The sequence below is a fragment of the Bacteroides sp. f07 genome (assembly GCF_042854785.1).
Classification (GTDB): Bacteria; Bacteroidota; Bacteroidia; order Bacteroidales; family Bacteroidaceae; genus Bacteroides.
This window is the reverse complement of the sequence record NZ_BAABXI010000001.1, coordinates 3,482,487-3,495,734: the sequence shown is the minus strand read 5'-3', so window position 1 is coordinate 3,495,734 and position 13,248 is coordinate 3,482,487. Positions and strand designations below refer to the sequence as shown.

Genomic DNA, 13,248 nt, shown 5'->3' with positions numbered 1-13,248 from the left:
TTATGCAGTTTCTTTCAAAGGTTGGCTTTTGTAACGAATCTGCATAAACTCTGTTTGCTTTGTAATATATAGTCAAAAAACGGGGCTATAGTTTTTTATTATTCTTTCCCTGACGGTGGTGTATGTGTAGTGCGCCAGAACGTGTTTTTCACCTCCCTTGCCACCTCTTTCCAACTCGGCATACTTTTCAGAGAGCGTCGAACCGGGAAATCATAAAGCAGCAACAACAGGAAGAGGAAGATACAGGCATAAGCCACCCAGCCATAAATCTGCTTGATGCTCACTTCCATCATCTGACTGATAAATTCTTCCATATAATGACCGAGATTAAACGGATTGCTGCTGAAAGATACATGGTCGATTGCCGAACCGTAACGTGCCAGGTTGTCAGGAACGTAATAAGCCAGTCCCTGTGCATAGACTGCACAACCTAATACGCCGCCGACTACCATGTGAAGCATATTGAACACGCTTAAACTTTGGAAAAAGTGCTGAAAGGTCATAATCTCTTCCAAGCAGACCATGAAAGTGGCGCTTAACACCGCATAGGCAAAACCGCGGCATATCGTCGGCATATAAAGCTGCGATATATGAATATCGGTGGAGAGCGTCAGATAGAAACCGACCAGATAGCCGATCAGTCCTATGAGGCCGACTATGATGAGGCGTACATAATTATACTGTCTGATGTGCATCCACCAATAAGAGAACAAGCAACCGGTTACTATGCCGATTATAGCAAACCAGTCTAGTTGTACGCTTACCAGTTCTTCATATTTCATCACCTCTTCATAAAAGACTTCCTCTAAAACGTGTTCGGTTGCGAGAAAAGCTTCCACCAATGTGACTAAACCCAACAAGGGTAAAAAGTAACGATAACTCCACATCTTAGGTTCAAGGAATGGGTGGCGGATAGTCATCATACGCCAGATGCAGAACCCTAAAGTGACAAAGATTGCTATCGTCAATTGGCGGATTACCGGACTGTTCCACCAGTCGTACCAGTCGCCGTAGTTGAAGAGGTAAGCTATCTCGGCTAATAAGGTTGCCCAAAGTGCTGCCCCCAGCCAGTCAATACCGAACAGGGGAAACTTACGCATGAACCGGAAATGCTTCACACAGGTGAATTGTATCAGCAGGACTATCAGCATCAATCCTGCAATGAAAAGATTCATGTATGTCCAATGGTAATGATACATTAAATAAGTCGTTATCAAGTCCGACAACTGGATACTGCCCAGTACAATGATATGAAGCCAGGGAAAGAAAACGGTAAAATCCCGTTTGGGGGTCATCCACAACTGAATGTTGGACATACATTCAAAGGTTCCCTGAATCTTGCATATACCTTCGATGAAACATATCAGCCACAATAGCGGAAGGAAAGTAATATGCGGAGCAATCAGGTTGCAAAGCAGCACTCCCAATGCCGCCGATGTAAGCAGTGTCTTATTCGTGAAACGGAACTTCATACGGAACAACAAAGGGAAATAGATGGCCATGCCTGCGAGATTGGCGTACAAGCACATCAATATATCCTCACGCATCAGTGCCATGCCACCAATCATCTGATTCAAGGCTCCCAAATACACGCCACCCGAAAGCTGGAAAGTGACGGCTATGAACAGATAAATCCACGGTTGCATCTTCCGCGGCACAAAGCTACGGAACATAGGCATCACGAAAGGCCCATTTAAAACAGGTGCTCCCATACGTTAATATTTCACCTCACATTCTACGTTGAATCCGGCACGCAAGCGTTTTAAATCCTCCGGCTTGTTCCCTTTCAGACTGATACGGACGGGGATTCGTTGTTCCACTTTTACGAAGTTCCCCGTCGCATTGTCTTGCGGAATCATTGAGAACGCTGCTCCGGTAGCATCGGAAATGGATTCCACAATCCCTTTGAAAGTAACACCCGGCGCTGCATCGGCTGTCATATCTACCTCGGCGCCTTCCCTGATATTGGAAAGTTGGGTTTCTCGATAATTGGCGATTACCCACAGGTCGCTGCTGTCTACGATATCGACCATGGTCTGTCCCGGTTGTACCAATTGGCCTTCCAGAATCTCTTTCTTTCCGGTTGTACCGTCACACGGAGCAATGATTACCGTATACGAAAGATTCAGCCGGGCAAGTTCCAATGCTGCTTCTGCCAGGCGGACACCTGCTTCGTTTTGCCCTAGGCGGTGCGTCTGTTCATTTTTCACCAAAGAAGTGGATTGTTTGGCGCGTGACACTTGTTCGTAACGGGCTTTGGCTGCTTCATAAGCTGTATGTACATTATCATACTGTTGTTTTGTCACAGCATCTTCCTTCAATAACTTCTCAAAACGGTTCAGTTCACGTTTGGCATTCTCCATTTGTACGCGTACTTCTTCAATGCTTGCATCACTTACACTCAGATTGTTTTGGGTGGTGGCGATACCGGCAGTGGTTGCTTGGCGTCCCGCAGTGGCATTTGCCAGGTCTGCTTCCGCCTGGGCTACACGAAGACGGAACTCAGCACCTTCAATGATAACGAGCGTATCCCCTTTGCGTACCTGCTGGTATTCTTCAAAGCATATCTTTTTGATAAAGCCCGGTACACGGGTGTTGATAGGTGTGATATGCTGTTTCACTTGTGCATTGTCGGTATATTCGATATTTCCCAAATGAATGAACCGGGAACAAACATAAGTGGCACCACCAATGAGAAAACAAAGAATCAGAATGTTGTATATAATCTTTTGGGTTTTTCTAGCTATCATAATCTTGTTATATTTTTAAAGGGTATGTGTAATGTATTTCATTTTATAGTAACTGTAAATCACGTTGATGCGTGCATTGACCAGGTTCAGGTCAGCACTCAGCTTCATATTACTGGCATCGAGCATATCTGTAAGCAGCGCAAGGTCGTTCTTATAGCGGTTGCTGGTTACACTGTAATTTTGGTCGGCAAGCTCCACGCTTTTCTCTTGCGTGCGAAGGTCTGTGAAAGAGGTCAGAAAGTTGACGTAATTGGCTTGGACACCATTCTCTATCTGTTCCTGTGCTAAAGAATATTCCTCTTGTGCCCTGCGTACATTCAGTTTGGCCTGGCGCACTTTCTTGTTGCTCTTGAATAAAGAAGAAAGGTTGTATTTGATTCCTACTCCTACATACCAATAATTAAAGTTATTATCGAGTACCGGAACTTCAATAGTGATAGGACCGTCCAAATGCTCGGCGGCTACAAGCGCAATTTTAGGAAGTAACTCCGAACGTTCCAACTTCACCTTTTGCTCGTTCATTTTCACAGCCAGTAGGGCTTGTTGCAAACCTACATTACTCTGTGAAGCCAGCAGTTGCCAGTCATTTTCCGCCAGTGCTTTTACCTCTTCGTCCAGCAAAGTTGAGTCGGGGATAATTTCCGTTCCGGCAGGGAGATGCAGGGTCGTTACCAGTTGATGGTTCATGATTTTGCACGCATCCTGTACCTTTGCCAGTTGCAGTTTCAATGTTTCCTTTTGTAATTCATAACGGGTGATGTCATTCTTCAGAGCTGTTCCCTGTGTACGCCGCGCTTCCATATTGCGAATCACTTGTTCTGTCAAATCAAGGTTCTTCTGTAATACTTGTACTTGATTATTCAGCTTATATAAATCCAGGTAGTAGCCGGTCAGGAGAAAACGTATTTCCTGGCGGTTTTTCTGCCAGTCCAAAGCAGCCATTTGTTGCCCTAGTTCTGCCAGTGAAATGCTGCTGTTGATAGCTCCACCTGCATAGATGACTTGCTGTGCTTCCAGTGCAAAGTTATTGCCAAAATGAGGCATCGGAATGTTCTGCCCGTTCTTGAAGTCACGGTTCCACAAATATCCGTCACCCAGATAACTGAAAGAGAGCGACGCGCCGATGTCCGGCAGACGTTGTGACTTGGCAGCTTTCAAGGCCTCATCAGCAGCTTCCTTTCCGGTTTTATACGTTTGAATACTCTGACTGTTCTCGTCTGCCAGACGGAACATTTCGTTGATGCCCAAAACTTTCCTGTTAAGCGTTTGGGCAAATGAACCCTGGCTGCATAGTACTACGCATAGCGCTACTATGAGCCATCTTTTTTTGCTCATAAAATGAAAAGAAATTTAATTGATAATGATAAATATGCGCTCTTGTATCATGCCATTTCCGGTGAGGTGGCATTTCGCATCATGGCGAGTAGTTCTTTTGGAAATTATCAAATCTGTACAGCTACACCCCAACCGTGGAAGTCATCCATTTTGTTTTTATAACGAGTGGCTATTTGATAATGCTTTAGTTTCATCTTGATACCTGCTTTTCTATTTTCGATTTGCAAAATTATGAAAAAAAATAGCTAAGTTGTGACCTTGTATATGCGTAAATATAATATTTTTTAACGAATCCTTTTGGGGATATCATGTAGAAGAAAAGAGGGAAAGATGTACAAGAATCATTGTAACCAAGTACATGAATACTGTATATGATGTACTTAAACTAATAGGAACAAGTACAACTTACAGGTGAAAGAAGTACTTATTAATACGTCTGTTCTGAAAAAGCCCTGTTTTGTTCGGAATTAGTCTATAAGCGGGCAGAACAAATGCTTTACCTTTGTCTCCGATTAAAAAAACAATTGATTATGAATGCAATAAATAAGGAGAACTCAAAGGTGTTTTTGCTGATACTGTTAGGAATGTTATCAGCGTTCGGACCTTTTGTAACGGATATGTATTTACCTAGTCTGCCGGTGATGGCGGACTATTTTTCTGCAAGCCTGCCAATGGTGCAAATGGGACTTACTACCAGTATGATAGGACTGGCGGCCGGACAAATCTTTTTCGGCCCGCTTAGTGATAAGTACGGCAGACGTCCGTTGTTGTTGGCTTCAATGGTGCTGTTCGTTCTCTCCACCATATTCTGCCTTTTTGCACCGGACATTTATTCGTTTGTCACTTTAAGGTTCATACAAGGTATAGCAGGAGCGGGGGGAATCGTTATTTCCCGTTCGGTGGCAACGGACAAGTTTTCGGGAAAGGAACTGGCTAAGATGCTGGCTGTTATCGGAGCGATAAACGGAGTTGCCCCTGTCGCTGCCCCGGTCATTGGCGGACTGCTGACCGGAAGCGTTGGTTGGCAGGGCATTTTTGTGATATTACTGTTTATCGGTATCGTACTTGGCATTGGCTGTATCCGTTTTAAAGAATCGTTGCCTATAGAGAAACGTTCAAAGGCAGGAGTCGTTTCCACTTTCCGTAGTTTTGGCGTCATTGTCCATAACCGTCGGTATATACTTTATGTGCTGCAGCTCGCTTTTGCGCAAGGCATCCTGTTTGCCTACATCGCTTCTTCGCCATTCATTGTACAGCAACATTACGGATTTTCTCCATTCGCTTTTAGTATTTGCTTTGCGGTGAATGCAGTAGCTATCGGAGTGGCGGCAGCCCTTTCAGTGAAATTCCGGCGGACGGAGAATGGAACACTGACCGGATGTATCGGCATGCTGGTTCTGTCGGTCTGCATGATGATAGCATTGTATGGCGGATGTGGCTTTTGGACGTATGAACTGCTTATGTTTGCACTGCTGTTTATGATGGGGCTGACCTTCACTGCTTCCACTACTTTGGCTATGGATTGCGAACGCCGCTACGCCGGGGCAGCTTCCGCTTTGCTGGGTGCTCTCTGCTTCGCTTCGGGCGGAATCGTCTCTCCGTTGGTAGGACTGGGGAATATACTTTTATCTACCGGAGTGACATTTGTAGTATGTGCTGTCTGTTCACTGCTGTGCGCGTTGTGGGCAATACGGCGGACAATGGTGAAAGTAGCGGTATGTGGAATTTAATTCTGTTTTATATCGAGTACTTGCTCTGATACTCTTTCGGAGATATTCCTTCGTGCCGTTTGAAGTATCTTCCTAAATAAGACTGGTCGGGGAAACCGAGTTTATCCGCTATTCCTTGTATCGTCATTTCGCCGGATTGAAGCAGTACCTTTATTTCAAGAATGGCGAAGTCATCGATAATCTTCTTGGCGGGTTCACCCGTTACGCTGCGGCAGATACCCGTCAGGTATTTGGTGGAAATACAGAGCTTGTTGGCGTAGAAACCGACTTCCCGCTGGGAGATACAATTCTCGTGTACCAATGCGATGAAATTCTTGAAAATTTCATCCTGGCGGCTTCCTCCTTCTATTTCCTGTCTGTCGAAATAACGGTAACACTTATCATAAATATCCAGCATGAACGACTGGAGATGATTCTTGGCTATCTGGCTTCGGAAACGGTTTTTGCGGTCGTTGTAGATAGCCGTTGTCGCATGGATAAGCCCTTTGATAGCTCCGGTATTTTCTTTGGGGAGCACATAGCACGGTTTTTCCTTAATAAACCGGAAAAAGATAGGTTCGAACCGGAGACAGGCTTCCCGGAACATTTCTTTTGGGAAACCGAAGAAAGAAGCACTGAAATCACTGCTGGTGCCGTTGATGCGGATAATGGTTCCCGGCAAGAGCACTACTTGGGTATTTTTTACGATTTCATAATCTTTCAAGTCAATCGTGGCATGCGCCCACCCGCTCCGGCAGAAGTAGATAGCTCCCCCTTCCAGTTTCCACAGGTGATGCATGATAGGTGACAGATCCTCGTCGACTCCTGCCACAAAATCTTCTTGGAGTACGGCTAGTATGGATTCTCTCTTTTTCATATACAATTCTTGTTTAGGCGGCAAAAATAGAACATTTTTACTAAATATTAGCTTTGATGTTCCGAAAATGAACAAAACTCAAAACACTATGACCAGTTTTCTATGAAGAAAAGAGTCTACCTTTGCCGCGTTCAAAAAAATAATAGGTAATACAATGAGTAAAAAGATTAGTAAAGTGAAGCAGGGACTATTGTTACTCTGCTGTCTGGTTGTTGCGACAGGCTGTAAACAAGCTCCACCGGCACAAATGGAAACAGGATATGAAGTAATGACCGTTTCTCCGACCGATCGGATGATTTCGAGCACGTACTCGGCGACTATCCGCGGACGTCAGGATATTGATATCTATCCGCAGGTAGGCGGTACGCTGACAAAAGTCTGTGTGACGGAAGGACAGCGTGTGAAGAACGGACAGACATTGTTCATCATTGATCAGGTGCCGTATGAAGCTGCCTGGCAGACGGCGGTAGCCAATGTAGAAGCTGCCGAGGCTTCTCTTGCTACGGCACAGTTGACTTATAACAGTAAAGAGGAACTGTATAAGGAAAACGTAGTTTCCTCTTTCGACCTCAATACGGCGAAGAATTCTCTCCTGTCTGCCAAAGCACAACTGGCACAGGCAAAAGCGCAGGAAGTGAGCGCCCGTAACAATCTTTCTTATACGGTAGTGAAAAGTCCGGCGGACGGAGTGGTAGGCACATTGCCTTACCGTGTTGGGGCATTGGTAAGCTCCAGCCTCCCCGAACCGTTGACTACGGTTTCCGACAATTCGGATATGTACGTTTATTTTTCAATGACGGAAAACCAGTTACTGGGACTTATCCGCCAGTATGGCTCGAAAGAGGAAGCGTTGAAAAGCATGCCTGCTATCGACTTGCAACTGAATGACAAATCGGCTTATCCCGAACAGGGGCAAATCGAATCTATCAGCGGGGTTATCGACCGCTCGACAGGTACTGTCAGCCTGCGTGCCGTATTCCCCAACAAGGAAGGATTGTTGCATAGCGGCGGTGCGGGAAATGTGATTATTCCTGTTCGGAAAGCGGGAGCGTTGGTAATTCCGCAAGGCGCTACTTTTGAGATTCAGGATAAGAGATATGTATATAAGGTAGTAGACGGTAAGGCCCAATCGAATCTGGTACAAGTGACTCGTGTGAACGGCGGCCGTGAATTTATTGTAGACGAGGGATTGGTTCCCGGCGACGTGATTGTTGCGGAAGGTGTAGGATTGCTTCGTGAAGGCACGCCTATCAAGGCAAAGAGCGCTGCGGCACCTGCAACAACTACTACTGAAAATTAAACAAAGGAGGAATCATCCATGAATTTAAGAACCTTTATTGAACGCCCCGTATTATCGGCAGTCATTTCTATCACGATTGTCGTTGTGGGTATCATCGGGCTGTTCAGTCTGCCCGTTGAGCAATATCCGGATATTGCCCCGCCTACCATTATGGTGAGTACCACTTATTATGGTGCCAGTGCGGAAACTTTACAGAAGAGTGTAATAGCACCGTTGGAAGAGGCTATCAACGGTGTGGAAGATATGACGTATATGACTTCTACCGCTACCAATGCAGGTACGGTGAGCATTACCGTGTACTTCAAACAGGGGACAGACCCGGACATGGCAGCCGTCAACGTGCAGAATCGCGTGTCGCGGGCTACGGGACAGCTTCCGGCGGAAGTTACCCAGGTCGGTGTGACCACTTCCAAACGTCAGACGAGTATCTTGCAGATGTTCTCGCTTTCAAGCCCGGACGACAGTTATGATGAAAACTTCCTTTCCAACTATATCAGCATCAATCTGAAACCGGAGATTCTCCGTATTTCGGGTGTGGGCGACCTGATGATTATGGGCGGTGAGTATAGTATGCGTGTATGGATGAAGCCGGACGTGATGGCTCAATACAAGCTGATTCCGTCTGACATCACCGGTGTGCTTGCCGAACAGAATATTGAATCGGCAACCGGTTCGTTCGGTGAAAACTCCAACGAGACTTATCAATACACGATGAAATATAAAGGACGTCTGATTACCCCCGAAGAATTTGGGGAAATCGTCATCCGCTCTACTGACAATGGAGAAGTCCTGAAACTGAAGGACATTGCCGAGATACAACTGGGACAGGACAGCTATGCTTATCATGGTGGTATGGACGGTCATCCGGGTATTTCGTGCATGGTGTTCCAGACGGCAGGCTCCAATGCGACCGAAGTAAACCAGAACATTGATAAATTTCTCGAAGAAGCCCGCAAAGATCTTCCGAAAGGGGTGAAACTGACGCAGATGATGAGCTCGAACGACTTCCTTTTCGCTTCTATCCATGAAGTCGTGAAGACGTTGATTGAAGCTATCATCTTGGTTATCCTGGTGGTATATGTGTTCTTGCAGGACTTCCGGTCTACGCTGATTCCTTTGGTGGGAGTGATTGTCTCGCTTATCGGTACGTTCGCTTTCATGGCGATAGCGGGATTCAGTATCAACCTGTTGACGCTCTTTGCGTTAGTGCTCGTCATCGGTACGGTGGTGGATGATGCCATTATTGTCGTCGAGGCGGTGCAGGCACGCTTCGACGTGGGGTACAGGTCATCCTATATGGCAAGTATCGATGCAATGAAAGGTATCAGCAATGCGGTAATCACCTCATCTCTGGTGTTTATGGCGGTATTTATTCCGGTGTCTTTCATGGGCGGTACTTCTGGTACGTTCTATACGCAGTTCGGTCTGACAATGGCGGTTGCCGTAGGTATTTCGGCTGTCAATGCGTTGACGTTGAGTCCGGCGTTGTGTGCCCTGTTGCTGAAACCCTATATTAATGAAGACGGTACGCAGAAGAATAATTTTGCGGCACGCTTCCGTAAGGCTTTCAATTCGGCTTTTGATATACTGATAGAGAAATATAAGAATATCGTATTGGTCTTTATCAAACGCAGGTGGCTGGCATGGTCGTTGCTTGCTTGTTCCGTGGTGTTGCTGGTATTCCTGATGAATACGACCAAGACCAGTCTGGTGCCGGACGAAGACCAGGGCGTGGTATTTGTCAATGTAAGTACGGCGGCGGGTAGCTCGCTGGCGACTACTGACGAAGTGATGGAACGCATTGAAAAACGAGTGATGGATATTCCGCAGGTTAAGCACGTGCAGAAAGTGTCTGGTTACGGATTGCTGGCAGGACAGGGAAGCTCGTTCGGTATGTTGATTCTGAAGTTGAAACCATGGGACGAACGTCCGAATGATGAAGATAATGTGCAGGCAGTCATCGGTCAGGTGTACGGTCGCACGGCTGATATTAAGGATGCGAGTGTCTTTGCCATTTCTCCGGGTATGATTCCGGGATATGGTATGGGGAATGCGCTGGAACTTCATATGCAGGATAAAATGGGCAGTGATGTAAACGACTTCTTTACGACTACCCAGCAATATCTGGGTGCACTGAATCAGCGTCCGGAGATTGCAATGGCATATTCTACGTTCGACGTGCGTTATCCGCAGTGGACGGTAGAGGTGGATGCTGCCAAATGTAAGCGTGCCGGAATTACGCCGAATGCGGTGTTGAGTACTTTGTCCGGTTATTACGGCGGTCAGTATGTGTCCAATTTCAACCGTTTCTCCAAAGTGTATAGAGTAATGATTCAGGCAGACCCGATGTTCCGTTTGGACGAAAATTCACTGGATAATGCGTTTGTACGTATGTCTAATGGGGAAATGGCTCCGTTGAGCCAGTTTGTAACGTTGACTCGCAGCTATGGTGCGGAATCGTTGAGCCGCTTCAATATGTACAACTCCATTGCGGTGAATGCCATGCCTGCAGACGGATACAGTACCGGAGACGCTATCAAGGCGGTACAGGAAACTGCCGAACAGGCACTTCCGAAAGGATACGGCTATGATTACGGCGGCATCACCCGTGAGGAAAACCAGCAGAGCGGTACGACGATGATTATCTTCGGTATCTGCTTCCTGATGATTTACCTTATCCTGAGTGCGCTGTACGAGAGCTTTATCATTCCCTTTGCCGTTCTGTTGAGCGTACCTTGCGGATTGATGGGTAGCTTCCTCTTCGCCTGGATGTTCGGGTTGGAGAATAATATCTATCTGCAGACAGGTTTGATTATGTTGATTGGTCTGCTCGCGAAAACGGCCATCTTGCTGACCGAGTATGCAGCCGAACGCCGTAAGGCCGGTATGGGACTGATTGCTTCTGCTGTAAGTGCGGCTAAAGCCCGTCTGCGTCCGATTCTGATGACGGCTTTGACAATGATTTTCGGTCTGTTCCCGTTGATGATGTCCAGTGGAGTAGGGGCGAACGGTAACCGTTCTCTGGGTACGGGTGTAGTCGGTGGTATGACTATCGGAACGCTGGCACTGCTTTTCATTGTGCCTACCCTGTTTATCGCTTTCCAATGGTTGCAGGAACGCTTGCGTCCGGTGCAGAGCATGCCTACCGAGGACTGGCAGATTGAAGAGGAAATCAAGATAAGTGAAGAAGAAAAGTCTAAAGCTGGAAAAAATAATTGATAATGAGAAAAATAATAATCTTATCCGCAGCAACGCTTGTATTGAGCAGTTGCGGTATCTACAATAAATACAAACCGGTATCGGAAGTCCCCGAAGGGCTTTACGGCAGCGAATCCCTCGCTGCCACCGATACGGCAAACTTCGGTAACCTTTCCTGGCGGGAAGTGTTCACCGACCCGTACTTGCAGAACCTGATTGATTCGGCTCTGGTACGGAATACGGATATGCAGACGGCGCATTTGCGTGTCAAAGAGTCGGAAGCCGCTCTGATGACGTCCAAACTGTCTTATCTCCCTTCCCTGTTTCTTGCACCGGAAGGAGCTATAAGCAGCTTCGACCGTGGCAAGGCTGCGCAGACCTATTCGTTGCCGGTGACCGCTTCTTGGGAACTGGATATCTTCGGAAAGGTGACCACTGCCAAACGTCGTGCGAAAGCAGCTTACGAACAGAGCAAGGAGTATGAACAAGCCGTGAAAACGCAGTTGGTAGCTGCCGTAGCGAATACCTATTATACATTGTTGATGCTCGATTCCCAATACGAGATTTCCGTGGCTACCGAAGCTGCCTGGAAAGAGAGCGTGAAAACCGCCCGTGCCATGAAGAACGCCGGTATGATGAACGAAGCCGGGTTGGCGCAGACCGAGGCTACCTATTATAATATATGTACGACGGTTCTCAGTCTGAAAGAACAAGTGAATCAGGCGCAGAACTCACTGGCTCTGTTATTGGCGGAAACTCCCCACGAAATACAACGGGGAAAACTGGCTAATCAGCAATTGCCGGAGAATTTTTCCGTAGGTATTCCTTTGCAGATGCTTTCCAACCGTCCTGACGTGCGTAGTGCAGAGTTCTCTTTGGCGCAGGCGTTCTATACGACGAATGCAGCCCGTGCCGCTTTCTATCCTTCCATTACGTTGAGTGGTAGTGCCGGTTGGACTAACAGTGCCGGAAGCATGATTATCAACCCGGGCAAGTTTGTCGCTTCTGCGATAGCTTCCCTGACGCAACCTTTGTTTAATAAAGGTATTAACATCGCCCAGTTGAAAATAGCGAAAGCGCAACAGGAAGAAGCCCGTCTCAGCTTTGAACAGACATTGCTGAATGCAGGCGTGGAAGTAAATGAAGCATTGGTACAGTATCAGACTGCCCGTGAGAAAGCTGCTTACTATGACAAGCAGGTTACTTCTCTGCAAACGGCTGCCCGGAGCACCAGTCTTTTGATGAAGCATGGCAGCACTACCTATCTGGAAGTATTGACAGCGCAGCAAACGCTGTTGAGTGCGCAACTTTCACAAGTGGCGAACCGCTTCACCGAAATCCAGGGCGTGATTACTCTGTATCAGGCTCTGGGCGGCGGCAGAATGTAAGGAGGTATGTATGAATCCTGAAGCACTGCGAGGTAGGATACTCGACTACACCAAGCGGGAAATGTACCTGCACGGTGCCGGCGGACTGACTATGGATGATATAGCCAAGGGGCTGAAGATGTCGAAGCGCACGCTTTACAAACTCTTCCCCAGCAAGACTTGTCTGTTTCGTATTTGTCTTTCAGATTTTGCCAATGAGATAAGAAGTCATGTGCAGCAAAAGCAGGTACGAATGGACAGTTCGTGTATGGACTTACTTTTCATAACAGTGAACGGATACCTTACTCTGCTGCATTCGCTGGGTAAAACCTTACTGCTGGATATTGCCGCAGATACAGAATACCGTTCTTCTTTTGAGCGGGAAGAGGCTTTCTGGTTACAGCAGCTTATTGATGTACTGACGCACTGCAAGATTTGCGGTTATTTGCTTCCGGGAGTCGACCCGGATCGTTTTGCGCCTGATTTGCAGGAGGTAATCTATCAGAGTTGTCTGCAAGGTACTCCGTATCTGGTACAACGGATGCTGAACTATACGCTTTTGCGGGGGCTTTTTAAGGTAGAGGGCATCCGCTATATAGACGAGCACCTGGAGCCTGATAAATTTAATGTTTGTGTATGAAGTGTGGAGGTGCGTCTGAGAGTTATCGAAGGCGCACCTTTTTTATTATGTATTTTCTTAATAAAGGATTCT

The 13,248-nt window shown here is 46.8% G+C and carries 9 protein-coding genes; 5 read left to right on the top strand and 4 right to left on the bottom strand.

Annotation, left to right across the window (positions count from 1 at the left end; genetic code table 11):
- Window positions 1–98 precede the first annotated feature (98 nt).
- The 3 genes from ACGHVY_RS14340 to ACGHVY_RS14330 are packed head-to-tail and all read right to left on the bottom strand — an operon-like array spanning window position 99 to window position 4,085.
- Window positions 99–1,712, bottom strand: coding sequence for a hypothetical protein (locus ACGHVY_RS14340; protein WP_390599518.1), 1,614 nt, complete (start codon window positions 1,710–1,712; stop codon window positions 99–101).
- A gap of 3 nt (window positions 1,713–1,715) precedes the next feature.
- Window positions 1,716–2,750, bottom strand: coding sequence for an HlyD family secretion protein (locus tag ACGHVY_RS14335; protein ID WP_390599517.1), 1,035 nt, complete (start codon window positions 2,748–2,750; stop codon window positions 1,716–1,718).
- A gap of 15 nt (window positions 2,751–2,765) precedes the next feature.
- On the bottom strand, window positions 2,766–4,085 hold the full coding sequence (locus tag ACGHVY_RS14330) for a TolC family protein (protein WP_390599516.1): 1,320 nt from the start codon (window positions 4,083–4,085) through the stop codon (window positions 2,766–2,768).
- A 530-nt stretch (window positions 4,086–4,615) separates the two neighbouring features.
- On the opposite strand from ACGHVY_RS14330, the gene ACGHVY_RS14325 reads away from it, so the two are divergent.
- Complete coding sequence (locus tag ACGHVY_RS14325; RefSeq protein ID WP_390599515.1) at window positions 4,616–5,815, top strand: multidrug effflux MFS transporter; 1,200 nt, start codon at window positions 4,616–4,618, stop codon at window positions 5,813–5,815.
- Window positions 5,816–5,822: 7 nt separating this feature from the next.
- Here ACGHVY_RS14325 and ACGHVY_RS14320 read toward each other — a convergent pair whose 3' ends face one another.
- A complete protein-coding gene (locus tag ACGHVY_RS14320) occupies window positions 5,823–6,671 on the bottom strand; it encodes a helix-turn-helix transcriptional regulator (protein WP_308744470.1) in 849 nt (282 codons plus the stop codon).
- A gap of 154 nt (window positions 6,672–6,825) precedes the next feature.
- Between ACGHVY_RS14320 and ACGHVY_RS14315 the strand changes: the two genes are divergently transcribed.
- The 4 genes from ACGHVY_RS14315 to ACGHVY_RS14300 are packed head-to-tail and all read left to right on the top strand — an operon-like array spanning window position 6,826 to window position 13,176.
- Window positions 6,826–7,971 (top strand): efflux RND transporter periplasmic adaptor subunit, encoded by a 1,146-nt coding sequence (locus ACGHVY_RS14315; RefSeq protein WP_390599514.1) that lies wholly within the window; start codon window positions 6,826–6,828, stop codon window positions 7,969–7,971.
- An 18-nt stretch (window positions 7,972–7,989) separates the two neighbouring features.
- Window positions 7,990–11,190: an efflux RND transporter permease subunit gene (locus ACGHVY_RS14310; RefSeq protein ID WP_308744472.1), complete on the top strand. Its 3,201-nt coding sequence runs from the start codon at window positions 7,990–7,992 to the stop codon at window positions 11,188–11,190.
- Between the two features lie 2 nt (window positions 11,191–11,192).
- Entirely contained in the window at window positions 11,193–12,557 is a 1,365-nt protein-coding gene (locus tag ACGHVY_RS14305; protein WP_390599513.1) for a TolC family protein, read from the top strand.
- A gap of 10 nt (window positions 12,558–12,567) precedes the next feature.
- A complete protein-coding gene (locus ACGHVY_RS14300; RefSeq protein ID WP_390599512.1) occupies window positions 12,568–13,176 on the top strand; it encodes a TetR/AcrR family transcriptional regulator in 609 nt (202 codons plus the stop codon).
- Window positions 13,177–13,248 lie beyond the last annotated feature (72 nt).